Origin of the sequence: Aliiruegeria sabulilitoris, from assembly GCF_001558155.1 — a bacterium.
GTDB classification, from domain to species: Bacteria; Pseudomonadota; Alphaproteobacteria; order Rhodobacterales; family Rhodobacteraceae; genus Tropicimonas; species Tropicimonas sabulilitoris.
Window position 1 is genome coordinate 1 of the sequence record NZ_LOAS01000028.1, and the last position, 21,058, is coordinate 21,058.

A 21,058-nucleotide genomic window follows, 5' to 3' on the forward strand; every position below is an offset into this window, starting at 1 on the left:
GAATCACGCCTACTGCCGAGTGTGAATCCCTTTTGTCAACACGACCTAGTAAAGGAGCCATCCAATGACAGTAAAAACGGTGGGCCTGGATTTGGCCAAGGACGTTTTTCAGGTGCACTGCGTTTCGGCTACCGGGCGTAAGATCATCAACAAGAAAATCAAACGCGCGAAGCTGCTCGTCTTCCTCGCAGGCGCAGCATCACCGTCCTCACCCGAAGCGGCCATTCGTCGACGAGGCAGCGATTGGAAGTGAATAGCCCAGACTTCCCGTTCTCTGGAACCATGATGCTCGGCCGCTGACCCGGCCTTGGTAACAACCAACATGATGGTAAGGATGTCCTTCTTCCGGGAATATCTGGACCGTTACGGAAAGTTGCATGCTGGAGTCCTCGCGCGCTCACCCTCGGACAGTTCCACCGGACAAAGTGCTTTAACACTGGCGCTGGACATCTCCTCTTCCGATTTGTGATTTCCCGAGGCGCAACCTGCGAGGAAGGCGAACAGCATGACGTGTAAACGAGCTCTCTTCATTGTTGGCGCGTTCCAGGCATTGAATCGTTGGCGTCAGGTTGCCGCAAGCGCGCTTGGTATAGCGGAGGACAGAACTCATAGCCAAAAATGACAGCTGCACAAAGTTTCCCAGTTGCCCTGCGATTGAGGAATCAATGGGAAAACAGAGTGGTTACGAAATGAATTCGACTGTTCTGCGCCCCGTTCAAGGCCACCGAACTGCGTTTGAAAAACGGTTGACCGTTCTGTTCCATGTTACACTTGCGGGCTGCTTCAATGGCTTTCAACGTTCCGTCCAAGCTGACGGTAAAAGCATAGGAATCTTCCGGGAAGACAATCATTTTATACTTCTTCATGACATCGTCGACGAAACCCGGATTGTTGGTCGGAAAATACCCACCAACATAGCCATCTGCGAGGTTCTTGGTTTTCGGCTTTGCCTCGGCACTGTAGAGGTTGCCATCCAATGACAGAACAATGGGTTTCTTCCGGTTCTTTACCTCGGCGTTTTGAGTGAACACTCCAAGGTAGCCAAACTCGTGATCCTTGGTCAGGCCCATTTGCACGACGTTGGCATTTTCGTCCTTTCGCTCGATCAGGCAGGCGCCCCGACCTTCATCTACGTAGATCGTCCAACCGGACTCCTCACCCCATTCAGTAAAAGTGGAGTCCTTGGACGGTAGAACGTCCGACGCAGCGAAAGCTTGCGTTGCAAGTACGGTGGCGGCGACGGTGGACGTCAAGAGTTTGAATTTGGACACAATAATCTCCCTTTAGAGGCGTTTCACAAACGAGTCGCCCATCGGCAAAGGCTGCAATGGATCCGCCGACACCTCAAGGCGCATGTCCGTCCAAGACAGTCGAAGAGAAATCAGTCGGACGTGGCCGCGACGCTTTGGCCAAGTCAGTTCAGATTAGGATCGACCCAAACCTTTGTTCCTGCGGCAGTCGCCGAGGCTTTCCAACCCTGATCTGTGATGTAAAAGATCGCCCGCCCATCGACAAATGTCATGTTCAAGTTTGTCTTCTCATCTCCGAACATCGTTCCGGCTTCGGCAGGTGCGATCCCTCGATGGTGCGGATGATCTCCAGCTTCTCGGTTGCGAGGTATCTCTTTCCTCGAACTCCCCAGCCCCTGTCATGCTTTTTTTGAGCAATCGGTTCTCAAGGGGCAGGTCTGCCACGCATTCCTTCAGGGCCATGGCCTCCGAACGCAGATCCTTCACCTCGGGCGATGTCGCCTGGCGCGCCGTGTCGCCCGACAATCGACGCTTACCCGACTCCAGGAATTCCTTCGACCAATTGTAATACAGACTCCCGGAAATCCCCCCGCGGCGGCACAGCGCCGAGATGCTCTCCTCGCCGCGAAGGCCCGCCAAAACAATGCGGATCTTCTCCTCCGCCGAATAGGTCTGACGGGTCTTGCGACGAATGTTCTTGACCAGCTTGTCAGCTGCGTCCTTTGACGTTCCGGATTTCTTGTCCATCTTCGCTCCATGAAGGTTACGATGAACCAGAAATCCTCCGTTGTTCAAATCCTCAAATCTGTCCCACAGGTGCTGACGTCAGACACGCCGCCTGCTTCCCGAAGTCCGGGATATACTGGAAGGAGACACCGGCATGTTGGAGTTCGATGCCTTCCGCCTCAAGAGCCCCATGAAACGGATCAATCTGGGCATGACAGAGGTCGCTCGCGAGACAATGGCGCGCATTGGAATGAGCAACCTTGACGATACGTCAGTCTCGAAGCTGGTCGGCGTTCTCCAATCCACGTCGATCGATGCCTATCATTCGGTTTTGCCCTTGAATATGGCGTCGGCCATCCTCGATGTGCCAACCAGAACATTGCAGGCCGCGTTGAAACAGGAGGGGACGAGCTTCGCGAAACTTCGCGAACAGGCGCGACACAAGGCTGCAAAACGAGAGCACCTTGCCGGTCGATCAATCGGCGAGACAGCCGCATGGGTTGGCTTCGCCCAACGGCAGACGTTTTCGGAGGCCTTCTCGAAATGGCAGGGATGCCCGCCCTCGGTCTTTCTCTCCCAGGCGCACAAGAATGCTTAGCCGGACATGTCGTGGGTTTGGCCGTGTCACAGAAAAGGTCAGCCGAGTCTCTTGCCTGAAAGCGTGCCGCGTGAAGGGTTATTATGAAACGAGGCCTTGGCCGCGTGTATCCAGCTTCCCCCAAAAGGAAATCCTCCATGAGCCTTCGAGGTCTTCGACCCCTTCATGGCATTCTTGCCGCAGCTCTGTTCGCTGCGCTGCCTACAATCGCGACGGCGGACATCATGAAAACCTGCAAGTCGGAAATCGGGAACCACTGCAGCGATGGTCGGAACGGAAATGGGCGCATTGCCACCTGTCGATTCAGCCATTCAGGCTCCCTCTCAGGCGCCTGCGCAAATGACATCACGGCGCTGAGCAGTTCCCGATCCGTTGCCCGCCTTGTGCCCGCAGAGGTGACCAATCTCAAGGGAACAACCCATGAAACCGAATTACGCGCGGCTTGTACGTCAGACGCCGCCCACCTTTGCCCAGGTGTCAGCACAGCCGACGAAAGGGTTCTGGCTTGCCTCTACGCACACGACAATCGATTGAGCGGTTCTTGCAAGACGACAGGCAAACGGGTCATTTCCCAGATCAGGTAACCCGAAGATACCCCTAACCGCCATATCCCGCGCGGGCGCCGCCGGCCTTGCCAAAGCCCCCGCGGGAGGCAGCCGTTGCCTTGGTCATGGGCGGTTTTCCGACAGTGGTGGGGGCCTTCGTGAACTGGTTGGCACCAAGTTTCGCTTTGCCCGAATTTCCCGAGTAGACGCTGGAACCGGAAGCGTTGGTGAACTTGCCATCGGCCGTGCGATACATCGGCTGGGAACGTGCGTAACCGCCGCGCCCGCTCAGCATGTTGCCGATCAGGTAGCCGGTGAGCAGCGGCATGAATATGCTGCCTGACCCGCCGCTGGCCACCTGTTCCTCCGACCCACAGGCACCTTCACCGTGCTGCGCCTCGCAGACTTCCAGGCTGTCATAGCGCGGGGCGGTCTCAACATGCAGTTGCTCGGCCTCGGCAATAGCAGTTTCACAATCGGCGGTGGTCAGGAGTCCATCGCCGGCGGCGGCGGCCTCCTTGCAGCTACGCAGGTCGGGAAAGGCCTGGGCATCCACTTGCTCCTCCCGGCAGCCGGAAAGCGTGAAGGCGGCGGCACCGACAATACAGAGTGCAACGGTTTTCGAACGTTTTGTCATGGGATAATCCTACGCTTTCTCATTTCCGGATGAAATGCGGCTTGAACCGCGACAGGTCTTGGGTGATCCGGGATCGATCTTCCCGCATTCCCATGCCGACGCAGGTTTCGCCGACGACCCATGCTCCCACCACCGGGCGGAATCCGTCGAAAACCGGAAGCGGATGATAGGCCTGAATGATCTTCGGATGGGCCGCATAAGTAGCATTGCTGGATTCCTCGACCGTCTTTCCGCATTCGACAATCGACATCGACGCGCCTTCGCGAGAAAAGATCGGCTTTCTGACATAGCCCGTGGCGAGGCCGTCGGCAGACCGGGCAAACAGTGTCTCCACATCTGTCGCCGCGCTGCCCTGGCCGTCCAGTGCCGCGCTGATATCCGCCTCGAAGAAGGCCGGGAGCAGGTTCGGATGGCCCTCGAACATCTCCCACAACACCGCCAGCAGGCCTTTGTTGGACAGTACTGCTTTCCAAGCGGGCTCCAGCATCAGGCAACCGGCATCGGCGATCCGCGCCGCGTAATCGTCCCGCAACAGGTCTTCCCAGGGGTAGAGCTTGAAGAGCGTGCCGATAACCCGGTCCTCGTTGTCAATGAACTGTCCATCCGCACTGATCCCGATCTGTTCCAGATCGGTGTAATGCGCCCCCATCCCGGCCTCGCGCGCGGCCCAGCCCATGCATTCCACCGTGCCGTAATCTTCGGGCGTGTCCGCGGCGGCGGCGAAGTGGATGTCGGTTCCTTCCGCAAAGAGTGTCCTGAACCTTTCCACCAGCGCCTCGTGAATGCCATTGAACTGGTCGGCGCCGGCTTGCAGCGCGCCGTGCTCAAGCTGTTGTTCCAGCCAAAGCCACTGGAAGGAGGCGGATTCATAGAGCGAAGTCGGCGTGTCGGCGTTGTATTCCAACAGTTTCGCCGGGCCGTTGCCATCATAGGCAAGATCGAAACGGCCATAGATCTCGGGGTCCTGCCGCTCCCAGCTTTCCGCAACCAGCGCCCAGTGCGGCTCGGGGATGGCCAGCTTCTTCAGCAACGCTTCACTGGACAGGATCCGGGCGACGGCATCCCGGCACATGGCGTGCAGCTCCGTCGATGGATCCTCGATGTCGTCCTCTATTTCCTGCAGGGTAAAGGCATAGGCGCTGGTTTCGTCCCAATAGGGTTCGCCGTGCATGTCGGCAAAGGTGAAGCCGAGTTCCTCTGCCTGCTCTCGCCAGCCGGGCCGCTCGGGAATGTGTACCTTTTCCATGTCTTCGCTCCTGATAGCCCTGCCGCCTTGCCCTCCGAACCCCGACAGGTCAACCCGGATTGAGCGGTGGAAGCGCCGTCTGCCTTGTTCTTCTGGTCGCGAGCCACCAGTCGCGCTCGCTCTGGAAGGCGGCGGACACCACGGCCCAGCCTCCCCCATCGTCACCATGCCCGCGATAGGCCTGCGCCCCGATCCCGGCCAGCGCGGCCTCCACCTCTGGCGCAACGGTTCCTCGGCACCGCAGCCTGAAAAAACAATGTCCCTCGGCGAGTTGAGATACCTGATGGACATCGCGCCTGCACAAACAATGACAGATGCCGTAGTTCAGATGCCGACCATCACATCCGCAACCGGCCAGACGGCGTCACAGCAGGTTCGGCGCGACGCTTCCACTCGCTGTCGAGTCCGATATTACTGCCTCCTCCGTTTCGCAGAGCAGATGAAATTCGACTTCGGAGATCAAGAGATCGTTTGGGGCCAGAAAATCCGGGGTCGGAGCGCTCACTCCGAAGCCTCGTCGTCTGTGAAGTGAGCGGTGTACCAAAACCGTATGAACGGTTAGTGCAGAGGTTCACTGAACCAACTTACTTGGGCGAAACCGCTGATCTTGCGTTTGGCCTTGCGCCAGACAATAACATATCGGTTAAAATTCAGTACATTAGCGACCACCCACCTCCCTCATGCACCACGACCGGCAGCAATGCGCAGGAAGCGGTCTGTCGGAGGGAGTGAAGGGAACGGCGGCTGTGTCCCGCTGAACTGACCTTGGGCTTTCTCTTGCCGAACGTCCGGTCCTCTTCGATAGAGACGGCTGATGGATGTCGGTAGCCGGAAATGCTGCGCTGCCGAGGATGACCGCGATGTCGGCATTACCGTGGGTCGTTTCGCACTTCATTGAGACAGTTGAAGGCCACGCATGCGCTGGACCGCCCGGTTGATCCGGCTCCTCCTGCTGAGAGCCGGATCAACCAGCCGCCCGCAGAGCAAACTGAAGACCGGATACGGGAGAGATCCTGACACGGCTTGAGAACTGCCAATTCGCAGCTCTGAACACCACACCTGGCCTCGCACGGTCCCGGGGCTGCGGCTGTCTTGCCTGGGGGCCGCGTGCTCGCGCTCCTGCGGAGATCGCACCTCCATCCGTGCGGGGAGCCCGGGTATGGCGTCCTGTCGGCCCGAACCTACGCTGTCAGGCCATTCCTGGTGGTGCTTGAAGGCGCAGTGAGAAACCGTGGCCGTCGCCGTGGGCTGTCGTCGAGGAGAGGGCTCATGGGAGCGTTTCCCAGGGCCTTCGAAACGAAAACCGCGGCAAGGGCACTCACCGCAACGCGTTTCGCTGACGTCCTGCCGGCGGATGAGAATATCCTTCGGGATCTCTGCGAGGTTCTTGCTGCGGTCGAGACGGTCGACCCGATCTCTGGTCCCGTGGGGCTGTGCGGTGAAGATGGTCCGTCTGTCCGAGGCATCATGATCTCGCTCGACTTCGTGCCGCAAGCGCTGGAGAAGCTGCCTCCCGGCCGCGTCGAGGGTGTTGTCGGGAGCGAAGCGCACGCGGGAGAGCCGCATCAAGCCATTCGGTGCTATCGCGCGACGCCCGGCCCGTTGCTCAAGCGGTTCGGCACCTGAGTGTCTTTCCAGTTCCTTAGGGCCGACCGGCGGAGCCGTGCGCCGGTCCCTGCCGCGCGCCATCGAGACAAGGCCTCTCGATCAACTTTCGCGCCCGCCGGAGGCGGGTATTTGCGTCGGGCCACGAAGATCACGCAAGAAAAAATCCGGAATCCGTTTCCGCCCTTTTCCGGTCAACCCGATCTCCCGCGTGAAGAGGACGGGAAGGGCCGAATGACGACCGAGAGCAATCAAGCGAATGACTTCCAGGCGGCGCTCAATGCGGCCCGGGCTCAGGTCGTCTCGCAGGAATGCACCCTCGTTTCGACTGAAGAACTGGCGGCGATCGCGCGCTACGCAGGCGTGACAGACGCGTTCCGTCAATGGCTCAAGAAGATCGGTCTGGAACACCTTCCGGGGCGGCCCGGGATCTTCGACCTGAAGCACTTCCGTTTCTGTCTCGACCGCCTCCAGGGACTGGAGCCCACCCAAGGGTCGGCGGCCGAGGCGATTTCACTGACAGAGCAGAGGAGACTGCGCCGTGAGTAAGACAGCGCTGCCTAAAGGCATCCATCGCGTCAAGAAGGCAACCGCCGCGGGTGTGGTCAGGTATCATTACGTCTGTCGAGGTGGGCCGAAGTTCTGGGATTCGAACTCGCAGGTCGTGGAAGGATCGCTGGCCTATCTCGCTGCCTATCGACAGGCGAACACGAGTGCGGCCGAAGCCGCGCGCACGCATCGCGCGAATAAAATGCTCACGCCCGATGCGATGGATGAGTACCGCCGCAGCATTCACTATCGAAAGCTCAACGCGCGGACGAAAGCTGACTATGAGAAGTACATGACGAACTTCGAGGCCGAGTTCGCCGAAGACCCGATCAAGCTGTTCGAGGAGGAGGAGTCCCTGGCCGAGATCATCGCCTGGCAGAACCAGTGGGCGCACTCGCCGCGCATGTTCGACTACTCGACCCAGGTCATCCGCCGGTTCCTGAACCGCATGCGGCAATCCGGGGTAATCAAACGTCACTTCTTCCGTGACATCGAGGCGGTCTACAGGGTCAATCGTGCCCACCTTGTATGGAAGCCGGAAGAGATCGCAGCGGTCCTCGAGGTCGCGAGACCGGCGGAAAGGCGGATCGTTGTCGCGATGTCCGAGGGCGGCCTGGCACCCGCCGATGTCGGGCGGCTGAACAGGGGGCATATCGAGAAAACCCCGAAGGCCCGGCGCCTTCTTCTTGATCGCGTGAAGACTGGTCAGGCAACCGCCATCGCGGCCACGCCGGCGATCGAAGATCTCATCGACACGATGGATGATGACCAGTGGCTCATCGTGCCGGCGCTGTCCGGCGGGCGCCTGACGCCCGAACGCGCCGCGCAGATCGTTCGCGACCTGATCGATCGCGCGAATGCCGACGGCGTGATCCGGGTGCGCCCCGAACTGCGCCCCTACGACATGCGGGGCACCGCAGCGACGGCGCTGCTGCGCGCCGGGTGCGGGCTGAACGAGATCGCCGTGGCAATGGGGTGGAGCATCCGTCACGCATCGAAAATGATCGAGCATTACGCGCGCCTGATACCCGAGGTCACCGACGAAATCCTCGAGAAACTCGAACGGGCAAAGGCCTCCGCCAATGTCTTCGACGGCGACGACAAGGACGTCTGAACCAGAAATACACGATCATGCGACTTGGGCCCGGTGCGCTGCATCGGGCCTTTCTGCATCTCCTGGTGGATTCGAAGCCAGGAGTCACGCCTGTAAACCGGGGTGTAAACTGCCTGTAAACTTGCCACTTCAGGGCCCCGAAAATCGGGCGCTGAAGTCGGAAATGTCCAGGAAAAAAAGGTGGAGGCGAGTACCGGAATCACTGTTTATTTGATTCCAATGCTTTACATGCCAACCTTCCAATTTGTGCCAACAAATATACCAACATAGGTCGGAAATACCCGATGGGACCAAATGGACTCTATTTCAATGGGTTACGACCCCGGACACTATCCCCACTTTCGGCGATGCCTACAGATGTCCGGCATCTCGTGTAACGCCCTGATTTGGCTGCATTTGCAGTCCAGGGTCGTCCGGTCTGATCCAAGGGCGGTCAAGAAAACTGAATGTATTCAGGGGGTATGATGAAAATCACACTGGCGCGATTCCCAATTCGATTTCCACGGCCATGTCGCTGACCAACACTCCATCCGCAACACCAAATCGCGCGACCGGGACCACAAGATGTTCGACGGCGGCGGTCTCCATGTTCTAGTCACCAGAACCGGCTCGAAGCTGTGGCGGATAGCGTGTGCAGGCTATGCGGTCGAGTGCGCCCTGGCCAATGTCGAGGGTAACGAGGGGCGCCGCGCCTATGTCCAAGGCGAGCGTTGGGATGAAAGGGTGAAGATGGCCTCGTGGTGGGCTGATGAACTGGATGATTTGAAAATACTCACGATGCAAATTGGAGATGCTCAGTGACTGACGCAAAGAGTTTTCTCGATCTGGACTGGTTCGATCGAGACGCTGCAAACTTCGTCATCAACTCCACAGCCATTCCGCTCGCTGCAAGCATGTCTCAAGATTTGCTGGGAAAGCTTCTGACAGATCTGGTGAATCAGAGCATTGGAATCCAGTTCCATCATCTTCGAACGAAGAAGGAATGGGAAAGATGCACGGAGCTGTTGAAATATGTTCTGGAATACGCCGCTCTAGCCGAACATTGGTCAAGTAACGGGCAATTCGTTCCGAGGCTCAGCCCAGCGCAGATCGAGAGCATGAAGGCACTGAGAGGTCAACTGGTGGACGAATTGCGCGGACGCCATAATGAAAAATGGAGGCGAAAAGGCGCTTGGGAAGACTCATTTTATCCGAGAATCCTGGGGCTCTATGCCGTAGCATTCGACGACGAGCCCAAGTCCTATCTCAGGTACGAGAATGAATCCGTAGCGCACCCTGCAATATCCTTCATCGAAGCCGTCATCAAACATGTATCGGATCGCCAAGCGCAAACAGGATACGACCAAGAAATCCAGATTGACGGGATCGAGTCGATCCAATGGCCGTTAAATATCCGTCGAACAATTTCTGGGCGCATCAGTCACTACAAGAAGCGGCGCCATTTTCAGTTCGAAGATCACCCGCTTTGGGAGTGCTATCGGGACGAGTATCGAATGGGGCTCGGCGATGAAACGTAGCGCAACTATTTGGAATCTAATGTAGATTAACAATCTGTGCGCTCACGCAGATTTCTAATTTTTACACAACCAGCCGTTCCCGGCATCCTGCTGTCCAAGGGCGCTCAATATCGCCCGACAGTGCAACATAGGAGACGGAAATGGCACGGAAAGAACCTTTGGCCCCGCTTTTTGGGAAGCGCATCGCCCCCTCGGGCAGGATGCTCAGGCCTGCCGAAGTCGTAGAGAGAACCGGGCTCTCGCGGAGTCAGATCTACCAAATGATCAAGGACGGTGTTTTCCCGCCCTTCATCAAGTTGAGCGAACGCGCTTCCGCCATGCCCGAGGCATGGTTGGATGCCTTTATCGCCCTGCGCGTGGAATCCACGACATCGACAAACGAAACGCCTGCCTTGGGAGGGCAAAAACATGCCTGAGAACAACGAAGCTCACTGGGATAGCCGGATCTGCACCGAAACGCTGTCGGCTCTCGAATACTCGCGCGCCAACATTCTGATCGACAATGGTTTCGATCCCCAAGCTGCGCGCTTGTTCGCGATGCTCGAGTCGGAGCGCAGACAAACCCTTGCCCGCGAAATCGGCGCCGATGCGGCTTTGCTCGCCAAGCTCGATTGGGTGCTTGATTGCGACACGGAATACAGCTGTCATTTGGTTCAGGATGACCTGCCCGGGGACCTCAATGAACGGTTTTTCTGGGGGTTCTTCACCGGCAAATCCAAGACGTAAAGCATGTCGGAGGCTCAATTCTGCCCAACCAATCAAAGGAAAAGAAACATGAGCAGCAACCGCCGCCACAAGAACATGCCGTATTGCTACGGCTACGATGCGAAGACCAACACCGAGATCCTCTTTGGGAGAGACTATCAGCCCCTTGCAAGAAGGTCGTTCCTCGAAGCCCGCGAGGTCGAACAAATTGGCGCCTATACCAGCCGCGGCACGCCGGAGGAACGCTACTGCAAATTAGGCCCCTATCTTGAACACGACTTTGCCGGTTGGTTCTATGACGACGGCAACGCCCCGCGTTTTGACCGGGCCACACGGGATCGCGTGAGTGAGGTCTGGAAGCTGTTCCTCTCGGGCACGGACGTTAGAGACCATCTGTACAACGTTCACCGGACCTACCAGTTTGCGGATCTGATCATCACTCCTCGCAAGCAAGGGCTGCGGGCCGCAGACGGGTGACCGTCCGGAACCTGAAGCAGGTTCCCTTTGTCACATCATCTGAGCGCTACTGACCATACCGGCTGGTATGGTCAGTAGAGTTCCCACATCTTCCCGGAGCGAAAATGCAACATCAACATCAGGATGTTTGCGGCGGTCGATCTAGACCCGGAGTAAGAAGCAGTCCTGGTAGGGCTTGCATCGGCAGTGCTCCTTTGACGACGCCCGACATAATCAACAACCACAAGATCGTCATCTCTGTCGGCGGGACCGACCGGGGACGGGTGACGACGCGGGAGATCACCTTCCGCAAGCTGGTCAAGCTGCTCTCCAAGCCGTCCGTGGACGCGCAGATGGCGTTCGCCCAATACATGGCGATCAAGAAAGCCGCCTCGAAACGACCGCCGCCGGGGGAGGCCGAGTCCCAAGAGGCCCGCGAGAAACGGCAGAAGGCCGACGACCGGCTCATGGAGATCAAGGCCAGCGCCGGGTACATCGTCGCGGGCAAGTTCAAGAACGGTCGCCGCCGCAAAGAGGAACTGATCGGGCGCTCCTGCATCCAGATCGACATCGACAACGCCACGCCCGAGCAGACCGATTTCATCATTGACGGCTTCGCCGAGGTCTGCCGCTACGCTTTCGTCTGGCACACCACGCGCTCGCATTGCCCGGAGCGGCCCCGCGTCCGTATCCTGGTTCCCCTGTCGAAGATGGTGGACGGCGACACGGCCCACGCGCTGACCCGGCTGCTCTCGCTCCTGCTGGCCGATGACCCTGTGGAGTCCATCGAGATTCCCGATCTGGTCAGCTTTCGCCCGGCCCAGATCATGTACCTGCCGTCCGTCTGCAAGGACCAGGAGTTCAAGTCCGGGGTCAACGAGGGCGACATCCTCGATCCCGACGAGTTCCTGGCCGAACACCCGGGCTGGGAGGACATCTCGACCCTGCCGAAACAGGCCATCGAATCGTCCGTCCGCCTATCCGGCGGCAAGATGGAAGACCCGCGCGAAAAGCCCGGCCTGATCGGGGCCTTCTGCCGTGCCTACTCCGTCGAGGAAGTGATCGAGAACTGGCTGGACGACATCTACTCGCCCGGCGAGAGCACGACCGACATTCGCTACACCTACGTTCCGGGCTCCGGCTCGAACGGCGCGGTGGTCTACGATGACGGGCTGTTCCTCCATTCGAACCACGGCACGGACCCCATCGAGGGCTCGGCCAACGCTTGGGACCTGTTGCGAATCCACAAGTTCGGCCACCTGGACGAAAAGGCCCGGTCGAACACCTCCCCCGGCAACATGCCGTCCTACAAGGCAATGCAGGAGTTCGCGGAGAGGGACAAGGCCGTCCAAGTCGAACTGGCGTCGGCATACGACTACCAGCTTGACGACTTCGAAGATGATGAGGAGGACCAACCCGCCGCGCCGCAAAAAGCCAAGACGACGCCCCCGGGGGACCTGGACGACCTGTTCGGGGAGTCCGAGACGGCCAGCGGAGACGATCTTGACGACCTCTTTGGCGAAGCCGAGGAGAGCGACAGCGACAGCGACGACCCTGCCGCCATGCTCGATGACCTCCCGGAGGGCGATGAGCCGGAGGAGGCCGATGATGAGGGCGCGCCCTGGGCCGCCGGGCTACGCACGAAAAAGAACCTCGAACTTGAGCCTGTGATCCACAATATCCGTCTCATCTGCGAGAATGACCCCCGGATCGCACCGGCCATAGCCTTCAACGAGTTCACCCAAGACCCGGTGGCCCGCAGGAGAATCACATCGAAGGCCCTCGGGATCAAAACCGATAAGATCGAGAAGAAGGCCATCGGGTGGCGGCGTTGGGAGGACGGGGACGACATTGCCGTCCAGGCGATTTGCTCTGCCCCGAAGAAGATGAAGGGCTACGAGGTCGAGTTCCCGCGCGAAAAGATCATGTCGGGGGTCTACCTCGCCGCAAAGCGCAACAGCTTCCACCCGGTCAAGGAGAAGATGCTGGAGTTCCACCGGCAGTACGTTGAGAGCGGTCGCAAGACCAAGGGGATGCTCGACCAGATGCCCCAGAAGTTCCTGGGTTGCCCGGACGATGCGTTCCACCAACAATCCTCCCGCTACTACCTGCTCGGCCTTGTGGCGCGGACGTTCGAACCCGGCTGCAAGTTTGACTGTGTGCCGATTCTCCGAGGCACCCAGGGCGGCGGTAAAGGCCGCTTCTGGAAGACCCTCTCGCTTGGCTACCACAAAGACCTCCCGAACAACTTCGAACGGGTGGACAAAATGGTCGAGGCCATGCGCGGAACCCTGATCGGGGAACTCGGGGAGATGGCGGGCCTCCGCAAGGACACCGCCGAGATCGCGAAGGCGTTCATCACCACGAATGAAGACCAACTACGGCTGGCTTACGCCAAACGCGAGGGACTCTACCCGCGCCGGGGCCTCCTGTCGGGCACCTCGAACCTCACCGACATCCTCCACGACCCGACCGGCAACCGGCGCTTCTGGATTTGGGTCGATACCCACAACGAGGACGATCCTATCGACATCGACGGCCCCAACGGCCTCAAGGCGTCCCTTCCGGGGCTCTATGGCGAGGCGGTGGATGTGTACCTCCAGATGCGCGCCAAGCAGCCCCACGGCGACCTGTTCCTCGACCTCCAGACCAGGGAGGCCCGGAAACAGCGGGACGCCTTGGCCGACCAGTTCCGGGCGCGCTCTGCGGTCGAGGATATGGCGGACATGATCTCGGATTGGCTCGACAAGGTGTTCCCGGCCAGTGAGGTGATGTTGGACGCGAGCGGGATGCCGCTGGACAAATACGCGGACGACGAATCCCCGATGGTCCGCAACATGACCAACGCCACGATGGTCATGGAAGCCCTCAAGGGGACGACCGCGTTCTCGGCCTACCGGAACGCGGACAGGCGCACCTTCGGCAAGGCCCTCTCCCTGGTCGAAGGGTGGTCGTGCATCGGCCAGCAGCGCCGCCACGGCACCAAGACGACGTGGTACGTCCGGGGCGAGGGAGCGGACGGATTCTACAAGGGGCCTCTGTGGCGGTCGTGCCCCTGGAGCACCGAGGACGAGGCAGACAGCGGCCTGGATGACTTGATCGGCTAACACAACAAAGGAGTGAGAGACACCATGAGTTCGATTCGAACACACTATGCGGAGCGGTTGCCATACGGCTACCGGTTCGACCCTGAGACGGGAATGGAGCATCTGTTCGACAAGGGGTACGAGGCTATCGCCAGCAGGCCAGTGGCGGAGCCGTGGAGGGTCACTGTGCTGCCCCACCGCAAGCATATCAGCGCGCCGGTCACGCGGTACTTCTACACCACGGGGACGGATGGACCTATCCTCGGGTCGAGGATCGACAAGAGGAACCGGACGCGCTTGGAGGCGATCCTTTCGAGGTTCGTTTGCGGCCTCGATGTCCGGGGGCTGTGGGGAGAGGTGGACAAAGGCGACCCTGTTCCCAAGACCGGAGGCAACTACCTGCCGGAGGCACCCGCCCAGGGCGGCATAACGCTAACCCGGTTCATCGACGGGCGGGAGGAGACGGTGACGTACTGGTGACAGAGTCCGAATCCTGGCAATTCCAAACAGAGTAGAAACCTCACCTTCGGGTGGGGTTTTCTATTTCTGGGAGCCAATTTCTGGCGTTTCTGCGGTGCAGTATTCGTGGATTCAGGGCGTTTCTGCGGTGCGGCGGCGGTCGAGATCAGCCGTCCATGCTGCTTTGCGGCATGACCGGAATCCCGTCAGACGGGGCGGCTTACCGGGGCTTCGCCGGGGTGTCCGGTTTGGAATCCCGCTTTGTCCGGTAAGCCCGGGAAACTCTTCGGACAGCTAACTTGCTGGAATCGTTGTGCAAACCGGTGGTTGTCCGATTGTCCGAAGAGTTTGAGTCCCTATTGTCCCCTGTGGGATTCTGTTTTGTGTATTTTTCGGCTTTCTTACCGGGGCTTCTGCACCATTCCCCTTTTCCCCCAAACCAATGTCTACATTTTCTTCGGACAATAGGACAAAGTAAGAATACGGCAGCAAAAACAGAGGGTTGCCTGTCCGAACAGTTTCTCGGTTTAATCGGACACCCTTCGGACAACCAGACAGCCAGCCGTCAGGCCGAGAAATGGGTCTCCAGGCCGAGGGGGACAGTGGAATACCCGTTCTTCGATTCAGTCGTTTCGTGGGATAATATCCCAGATCATCGGGAATACCGGGAAAATATTTTACCTAGAGCCGGGATACCGGAATATCGTTCGGCTGCTCTATAGGTTCCGGCGAAAATTCTCGAATAACACGCTCCGCGACGGCCGTGTCACCGCGAATCGGGCAGGAAGGACCCGGAGCGGATTATGCACATGACGTTGAAATCCTGCGAATTTCAGCGGGTGACCGACGATTGCTTGGGAAGGATGCGTGAACGGTAAGTCAATTCCTTGAAGGTTCGTAGCTGCCCGAGCAAAGTCATGCCTAGCTTCGCCTAGCGCTATCCGGAGCTGCAAGGAACGTTTTTTTGAGGCGCTCGATTTCGCGGTGACGGCGGTAGTACCAGTCGGTTCCCCAGATCCGGTGAATCTTCCAGCCCCTGTCGCGAAGAGTCCATTCCCGCTGAAGAACGAGTTCAAATTCGGAGCTGTCGCCGTGCCCGTCTGCGGTATCGAGGAGAATGGCGATCCCTTTACCCTGGGGGGCGTTTTCCGGCGGAACCGCGAGATCAGCGCGATAGCGCGCCGGGCCGAGGGCAACGTTGCACGGGATTCCGATACCAGAAACGGTCCGGGCGATATCCTGCCGTATCAAGTCAATACTGGCTTCGGAAGCTGCCCTTTCTGCAATGTGATTGGCGTTGGCGGCCTCAAGGAAGGCACGCAGCACCATCGGTCCGGCGTGCAAAGCGGCCTCGCCGTTGATGTCGGCCGGCTCGAAAGAGCAGAACACGCGGCACAGGTCGCGTGCACGGGTGAACAGCGTATTCAGGCGCCGCTCGCCACCTGTTCGGTTGACCGGGCCGAAATTCTGGCTGGCGAGGCGACCACCGGGATGATCGGGCCCGTAGCCAATTCCGATCATGATGACGTCGCGCTCGTCACCTTGTACGTCTTCGAGGTTCTTGACGAAGACCGATCCTTGCGGAATCTGTTCCCGTTCTTCGACCCAAGCGTCCAGCTCCGGATCGCTTTGGCGAGCGCGCTCAAGGTGATCACGGACCATGTCGCGCTGAGCCACCGAGAAGGTCGCCACCCCCAATGAGGATGTCGGGCGATGGCGGGCGTGGTCGCTGATGGCGGCCACGATTGCATCGGCCTCAAGCGGATTGGTTCCCGCCGGGGCTTCGCCGCCGTCACCGCGGTAGTAGACGCCGTTAGTACGTTCGAACCTCATCCCGAAGCCCGGCTGTCCGTCGAGCGGCGAGGGTGGCATGATCAGGCGTCCGCCGTAGAACAGCCGGTTCGATGTGGCGATTAGCGAGGCCGCGTGTGAGCGGTAGTGCGTATCAAGCATGAAGCTGTCAAAGCCGGCGGCCCGAGCGAGGGTGAGGATGCTTTCCATCTCGACTGCCTGGGCAGGCTCGGGAGGCAGGTCTACGCGTTCGCCGCCGGAATTGGCCTTCACGAAAGCCCGTTCAAAGAAGTCGGTCGGCGGAAGTTGTTTGTCGTCGCCGCAGACCACGACCTGATCGGCGCGTGCAATGCCGCCAAGCGCATGTTCGGGGCGCATTTGAGAGGCCTCGTCGATGACAAGAAGGTCGAAGCGCATGGCACCGGGGGCAAGGAAGCGGGCGACCGCATAGGGGCTGGCAAGGAACACCGGCCGCATTTTCTGTAGTGTCGCAGCGGCACCACGCAGGAGTGGGCGCAGCGCCATGTGGCCGGACCTGCGTCCCAACTCCCGACGCAACAGGTTGACCCCGGCATCGGGGTCGGTAATCGCTGGCATGCGGGCGGCCTGAACCGCGCGCAAGACCTGCGAGGCTCGATTGCGACGCAACTGTGTGAGAGTGTGCCAACGTTCAACAAGGGCGTCGCGATCAAGGTCACGCAACTCCGCGAGGACCGGGCGTGTCCGCAGCGCCGCGTTCCAGCGCGCTTCGGCGAGTGCGTGGCGAAACTCGCGCACCGCGTCTTCACTACTGATGGCGTCGGTTTCAACGAGGCGCGCGAATTCGGCCAGACTGGCAGCCTCAAGTGGTGCTACACTCGCGGTCAGGGAGAGCCAGTCGTTATAGCCGTCGCCGTCGCTTTCGAGGCGAACGAGCCGGTGCGCAACTTTCTCCACTTCGTCGGAGCTTGCCGGGAGGGCCCAGCCGAGGCGCTCAAGCGCCGGGGTCAGGGTCCGCGCAAGTGCCCTGGTGGCAGCATCGAAGCGGGCGACTTCTCGCAGTTGGGCCTCGGTTTCGTCGAATATCGCGGAAATCGCTTTAGCCGTAAGGCCAGGCTCGTGGTCCGCGAGCCTCTGCAACCAGGCCAGCACCGACTGCCAGCGAGCGGGTTCGATGGCGGTCCGGCCAGGCCAGGCGTCGCCGAGGGCATCCGCGATCACAGCTTCGTTGTCAGCGATGACGCGATAATGCGCCTGGGCGGCGAGCAATTCGAGCAGCAGCGCGTAGCGTGCGCGGGCCTTCGCAGGAAGCGGACATTCGAGAAGCCCCGCGAGGGTTTCGGATGCCTCGCGGTAGGAACGCGAGAGCGCCGGCATGAGCGCTTTCGTTGCTGCGGACATAGGTGCACGGAGGGTGGCCGACTCCTGGCGTTCCGCCCCGGGCGCGAAGAGCGCCATTCGGGCTTCGGCGCCATCCTGCCATACTGCCACCTCTTCGAGCGCTTTGGCAAAACTAGGCTCATCGCGCAATGTCCAGAATGCCTGGGCGAGCCTCGGGGTGATGTTCGGGGCGTCCTGACGATGCGCTAGCAGGCGTCGGTATAGCGCAACATCGACCCCGGCACGCGCGGCGAAGGTTTCGAGCCCGGTGTTGACGGTGTCGATCTCCTGCAGGGCCGCGACAACCGGGACGAGATCGGATTGCAACCGCATGAGGTCGGTCGGCTGGAGGTCGCGGCGGGTCGTTCCCGCCCAGTTGTGTTGGTGGCGCGGGCCAAACAAGGCAACGCTGTTGGCGAACCTGTGCAAGGCGGCCTCGAGCCGCTCAGCCTCATGACTAGAGATTTCGGCGAGTGCCGCCAGGTCAGGGCGCGGCGGTGGATCTCCGGCGCCAGCGGCAGCCACGAGGACGCCGAGCGCCTGCCACGCTGAAACATCGCAACCCTTAGGTCCCGGAGAGTGAAGAGCGTTGGCGATAGCAGTGAGCAGGCAGCCGGGATCGTCTTCTCCCGGTGCTTCATCGTCATCTATCTCCGGGTCGGACTGCGTCTTTCCGGTCGCTGATTCACGCCAGGTCCGGTCGATCTCCGCACGAACCGCGCTCGCCGAGGCCTCGTTTCCTCGAAGGTCCAGGAGCAGGTCGCCATGCCCCGCAGCGTCGAATTTCTCACGCACAACATCAAGGGCGGCCTGTTTCTCGGCCACGAACAGCACGGTATTGCCTGCGGCGACGGCATCCGTGATGACTGCCGCAATGCTTTGCGACTTACCGGTGCCCGGTGGTCCCATGACGACGAGATTCCTGCCAGAACGGGCTGCGGCGACAACTCGCGCTTGGCTGGCATCCAGATCGAATGGAGTCTTCAGGGAGGTGGTCGCCGGCGTCGTGGTCAGTTCTATCGTCGGCGTATAGCTGGTGAGCACCTGGTGGAGCGGGGTTCCGTCGCGCTGAGCCTCTGCCGTCAGGATCGGGTCGCCAAGGTCGCGGAACATCAGGTCATTGACGTGAGTGAATAGGGCGAGCGCACGGGTCGCGCAATCGAATGACCATCCTTCACGATGTGCCACCAGTGCCTTGATCTCCTCAAAAACCGCTTCAGGCGTGACCCCGGGCGTCGCCTCGATCGACATGGTTGAGAGTTCAGTTCCGAATTCGGCCCGCAGGAACTCGGCCAGCGAGATGTTGGGCACAAGTTCGCCTTCGGTCGCAATCAGCCGCCAACGCCGGTCGCGGGGCGAACGCGCGATGCGTACGGGGACCAGCACCGCAGGCGCCATGCGCGGTTTGTCGGGATCTCGCGCACTGATCCAGGTGAGGCTGCCGAGCGCGAGAGCGAGGAGGTTGGCCCCGGTCTGTTCCTCGATTTCTTGCGCATTTGCTGCAAGGCGGTTCAGCGCGGTGTCGGTTGCGTGCGGTCCGGTACCGAGCAGTAGCCTGGGCAGGGTGGCATTGGCCGTGGTGTCGAGCTCGGCGGGACGCGTATCGCTGCAGCCATCACGACCAACGGCGCGCAGCTCGATCCCGTCAGGCGTATCGAGCAGGCGTGCAGCGAGCGGGTTGGCCGGGCCGGGCAGTAGTTTCATTACCTGTCCGCGCCGCCCGCAGGGAGACAGGTTCATCAGGGGCGAGCGACTATCCGTCTGGATAAGGCGACGACGAAGGTCGGCAAGAGTCTGGGCGGCGGTGTCCGAGGAGGTCTGGTCCGAAATCGGAAAACGGGTGCTGGGAGCGTTCATCTGGGTTTCCTCAATCGGTCGAGGTGAAAGACAGGTGTGGGGCCGAAGCGCCTATTCAGCGGCGGTGGCAGAGGATGCGGTGTATGCCTGCGTATTGCCGCGGCGAGGGCTGCGGGAGCGGTAATGCTGAACGTCACGGCGAGCTCGACGACGCCAGTGGTCGATGCCGCGCGGCAGGCAATAAAGCGTGAAACTGTCTCCTTCGAGAACGTCGCGGCGGGCATCGACCCATTCGGGCACGAGGCGAGCGAGCGGGACGGTGCGGGTCTTGCCGGAGGAGAAGGCGCGGTCGCTGTCGAGATCGAAGTGGTCGATCGTCTGACGGGCAGCACCCGACAGTGCGCCCTCGCCGTGGACCAGCCAGAGCCTTCCTTCAGAGCGCAGTGTCAGGCGGTCCAGTGCCGTCAGGATCTGCTCATAGCGTTGGGCTTCTACCGCGGTTAGCTTGTTATAGGTCGCGTGGAAGCGGTCCCAACGGTCGGTTTCTCGCCCGGAGCGACGGCGCTGGCGGAAATCGGCGACTAGCATGGTCACCTGAAGGAACTCGACAATGAGTGTCAGCAGCAGGGTCACGCGCCCGGCTGTTGGCAGATCGGGGCGCTCGCCAGTGATCCAGTTCAGAACGTCATCCTTGAGTAGCAGGAAGCCGTGACCGACCCCGGCTTCGGGAGTACGAACGTCCTGGATCTCCATCTTGAGCCCGTTGGTGAGCATCGCCTCGACATTGGCGATGCGGGCCGCGAAGTCGGGCGTCTGGCAGCTGTAGCGTTTGTTGTTCTGAGCATCGAAGAAAGTCGTGGTCACGTCTTCGCGCAGTTCGGCAAGCCTTGTCGCGATCGCCTTCACGTCCGACGAGCGGGTCAGGCCTAGGGCTTTGCGGTAGAGCACCTCGGTTTCGGCCTCATCCGCGCTCATGATGTCGAGCGCGTATTCGTACATGGCGTTGGAGATGGCGTTGAGCCGTTGCGAAAGATCAGAAAACGCAGCCTTGTGGCGCTCGCGCAGGCGACGGCGGGGGCCGTCTCCCGGGTCGGTGGTCACATCGGTGCAGGTTCCACCGAAATTGTCCTCAGTGTTGTTCAGAGTGCTCGCCTGAGATGCCAAAGTCTGCGCTGCATCCGCGGCGTCGCGCATCGCGTCCGAACCGTTTCGAAGAGCGTCCACCGCGGGGCCGGTCGCCTCGGCATGCAGGTTGCGGCTGATCATCGCCTCGTTCGTAAAAAAGTTTGTGGTGGTCGCCGACATCGTCGCGGAGAGCAGCGACATCATCAACCCGATCCCGAGGAACAGCATGTCACCTTCGCGCAGGAAGCTCCTCCAGGCCGCCACCAGCAACATCTGGATTACACTACCTGCGACCATAGAAAGCGCAATCAACAGGTGGTTGCCGGTCACCGGCCCAAGGTTACGGGAGAGAGCCTCGGCGAAGCCCACAATCGTACCAATACGAGAGAAAACAGCCCAGGCGCCGCCGGCGGCGAGACCGGCTGAAAGCACGTTGACGAGGAAGGCGCCACCGGCGGCGAAGGTGAACTTGGTGGCCATTGCTGCGGTCCTT

The 21,058-nt window shown here is 60.3% G+C and carries 18 protein-coding genes and 1 pseudogene; 12 read left to right on the forward strand and 7 right to left on the reverse strand.

All coding sequences use genetic code 11. The annotated features are described in order from the left end of the window. Positions 1-64: 64 nt before the first annotated feature. On the forward strand, positions 65-253 hold the full coding sequence (locus tag AX756_RS26440; RefSeq protein ID WP_068316193.1) for a hypothetical protein: 189 nt from the start codon (positions 65-67) through the stop codon (positions 251-253). 409 nt (positions 254-662) lie between these two features. On the opposite strand, the gene AX756_RS20145 is transcribed toward AX756_RS26440, so the two are convergent. Continuing rightward, entirely contained in the window at positions 663-1,271 is a 609-nt protein-coding gene (locus tag AX756_RS20145; protein WP_194247522.1) for a hypothetical protein, read from the reverse strand. 292 nt (positions 1,272-1,563) lie between these two features. After that, a pseudogene (locus tag AX756_RS20150) lies at positions 1,564-1,997 on the reverse strand (transposase); the annotation flags it as partial. 133 nt (positions 1,998-2,130) lie between these two features. Here AX756_RS20150 and AX756_RS20155 point away from each other — a divergent pair. After that, positions 2,131-2,574, forward strand: a complete 444-nt coding sequence (locus AX756_RS20155; RefSeq protein ID WP_068316196.1) for a helix-turn-helix domain-containing protein — start codon at positions 2,131-2,133, stop codon at positions 2,572-2,574. A gap of 38 nt (positions 2,575-2,612) precedes the next feature. On the opposite strand, the gene AX756_RS25755 is transcribed toward AX756_RS20155, so the two are convergent. The 3 genes from AX756_RS25755 to AX756_RS20165 form a co-directional block, all read right to left on the reverse strand. Further along, entirely contained in the window at positions 2,613-2,885 is a 273-nt protein-coding gene (locus AX756_RS25755) for a hypothetical protein (RefSeq protein WP_156461582.1), read from the reverse strand. A 286-nt stretch (positions 2,886-3,171) separates the two neighbouring features. After that, complete coding sequence (locus AX756_RS20160) at positions 3,172-3,756, reverse strand: DUF1190 domain-containing protein (protein ID WP_068316200.1); 585 nt, start codon at positions 3,754-3,756, stop codon at positions 3,172-3,174. A gap of 19 nt (positions 3,757-3,775) precedes the next feature. Next, entirely contained in the window at positions 3,776-5,002 is a 1,227-nt protein-coding gene (locus AX756_RS20165; protein ID WP_068316203.1) for a glutathionylspermidine synthase family protein, read from the reverse strand. 1,269 nt (positions 5,003-6,271) lie between these two features. Between AX756_RS20165 and AX756_RS20175 the strand changes: the two genes are divergently transcribed. From AX756_RS20175 to AX756_RS20220, 10 genes are all read left to right on the forward strand, one after another. Then, positions 6,272-6,628: a hypothetical protein gene (locus AX756_RS20175; RefSeq protein ID WP_068316208.1), complete on the forward strand. Its 357-nt coding sequence runs from the start codon at positions 6,272-6,274 to the stop codon at positions 6,626-6,628. Positions 6,629-6,841: 213 nt separating this feature from the next. Next, positions 6,842-7,156: a hypothetical protein gene (locus AX756_RS20180; RefSeq protein WP_068316211.1), complete on the forward strand. Its 315-nt coding sequence runs from the start codon at positions 6,842-6,844 to the stop codon at positions 7,154-7,156. Beyond that, positions 7,149-8,270, forward strand: a complete 1,122-nt coding sequence (locus AX756_RS20185) for a tyrosine-type recombinase/integrase (protein WP_068316213.1) — start codon at positions 7,149-7,151, stop codon at positions 8,268-8,270. The genes AX756_RS20180 and AX756_RS20185 overlap by 8 nt, the downstream gene beginning before the upstream one ends. Positions 8,271-8,834: 564 nt before the next feature. Further along, on the forward strand, positions 8,835-9,071 hold the full coding sequence (locus AX756_RS20190; protein ID WP_068316222.1) for an integrase arm-type DNA-binding domain-containing protein: 237 nt from the start codon (positions 8,835-8,837) through the stop codon (positions 9,069-9,071). Further along, positions 9,068-9,787, forward strand: a complete 720-nt coding sequence (locus tag AX756_RS20195) for a hypothetical protein (RefSeq protein WP_068316224.1) — start codon at positions 9,068-9,070, stop codon at positions 9,785-9,787. The genes AX756_RS20190 and AX756_RS20195 overlap by 4 nt, the downstream gene beginning before the upstream one ends. A 200-nt stretch (positions 9,788-9,987) precedes the next feature. Further along, positions 9,988-10,203, forward strand: coding sequence for a helix-turn-helix transcriptional regulator (locus tag AX756_RS26795; protein WP_068316369.1), 216 nt, complete (start codon positions 9,988-9,990; stop codon positions 10,201-10,203). Next, complete coding sequence (locus AX756_RS20205; RefSeq protein ID WP_197431100.1) at positions 10,124-10,513, forward strand: hypothetical protein; 390 nt, start codon at positions 10,124-10,126, stop codon at positions 10,511-10,513. The genes AX756_RS26795 and AX756_RS20205 overlap by 80 nt, the downstream gene beginning before the upstream one ends. A 48-nt stretch (positions 10,514-10,561) precedes the next feature. Beyond that, a complete protein-coding gene (locus AX756_RS20210; protein ID WP_068316229.1) occupies positions 10,562-10,969 on the forward strand; it encodes a hypothetical protein in 408 nt (135 codons plus the stop codon). 194 nt (positions 10,970-11,163) lie between these two features. Next, a complete protein-coding gene (locus tag AX756_RS20215; RefSeq protein ID WP_068316232.1) occupies positions 11,164-14,055 on the forward strand; it encodes a VapE domain-containing protein in 2,892 nt (963 codons plus the stop codon). A 24-nt stretch (positions 14,056-14,079) separates the two neighbouring features. After that, positions 14,080-14,514, forward strand: a complete 435-nt coding sequence (locus AX756_RS20220; protein ID WP_068316238.1) for a hypothetical protein — start codon at positions 14,080-14,082, stop codon at positions 14,512-14,514. 900 nt (positions 14,515-15,414) lie between these two features. Here AX756_RS20220 and AX756_RS20225 read toward each other — a convergent pair. Then, entirely contained in the window at positions 15,415-19,500 is a 4,086-nt protein-coding gene (locus AX756_RS20225; RefSeq protein WP_068316240.1) for a DUF4011 domain-containing protein, read from the reverse strand. Positions 19,501-19,551: 51 nt separating this feature from the next. After that, entirely contained in the window at positions 19,552-21,045 is a 1,494-nt protein-coding gene (locus tag AX756_RS20230) for a hypothetical protein (RefSeq protein ID WP_068316242.1), read from the reverse strand. Positions 21,046-21,058 lie beyond the last annotated feature (13 nt).

Bases quoted from the DNA above. Each gene is read 5' to 3' on its own strand.
- AX756_RS26440 (WP_068316193.1), top strand. From the start codon at position 65: ATGACAGTAAAAACGGTGGGCCTGGATTTGGCCAAGGACGTTTTTCAG.
- AX756_RS20155 (WP_068316196.1), top strand. From the start codon at position 2,131: ATGTTGGAGTTCGATGCCTTCCGCCTCAAGAGCCCCATGAAACGGATC.
- AX756_RS25755 (WP_156461582.1), bottom strand. From the start codon at position 2,885: ATGGCTGAATCGACAGGTGGCAATGCGCCCATTTCCGTTCCGACCATC.
- AX756_RS20160 (WP_068316200.1), bottom strand. From the start codon at position 3,756: ATGACAAAACGTTCGAAAACCGTTGCACTCTGTATTGTCGGTGCCGCC.
- AX756_RS20165 (WP_068316203.1), bottom strand. From the start codon at position 5,002: ATGGAAAAGGTACACATTCCCGAGCGGCCCGGCTGGCGAGAGCAGGCA.
- AX756_RS20175 (WP_068316208.1), top strand. From the start codon at position 6,272: ATGGGAGCGTTTCCCAGGGCCTTCGAAACGAAAACCGCGGCAAGGGCA.
- AX756_RS20180 (WP_068316211.1), top strand. From the start codon at position 6,842: ATGACGACCGAGAGCAATCAAGCGAATGACTTCCAGGCGGCGCTCAAT.
- AX756_RS20190 (WP_068316222.1), top strand. From the start codon at position 8,835: ATGTTCGACGGCGGCGGTCTCCATGTTCTAGTCACCAGAACCGGCTCG.
- AX756_RS26795 (WP_068316369.1), top strand. From the start codon at position 9,988: ATGCTCAGGCCTGCCGAAGTCGTAGAGAGAACCGGGCTCTCGCGGAGT.
- AX756_RS20205 (WP_197431100.1), top strand. From the start codon at position 10,124: ATGCCTTTATCGCCCTGCGCGTGGAATCCACGACATCGACAAACGAAA.
- AX756_RS20210 (WP_068316229.1), top strand. From the start codon at position 10,562: ATGAGCAGCAACCGCCGCCACAAGAACATGCCGTATTGCTACGGCTAC.
- AX756_RS20220 (WP_068316238.1), top strand. From the start codon at position 14,080: ATGAGTTCGATTCGAACACACTATGCGGAGCGGTTGCCATACGGCTAC.
- AX756_RS20225 (WP_068316240.1), bottom strand. From the start codon at position 19,500: ATGAACGCTCCCAGCACCCGTTTTCCGATTTCGGACCAGACCTCCTCG.
- AX756_RS20230 (WP_068316242.1), bottom strand. From the start codon at position 21,045: ATGGCCACCAAGTTCACCTTCGCCGCCGGTGGCGCCTTCCTCGTCAAC.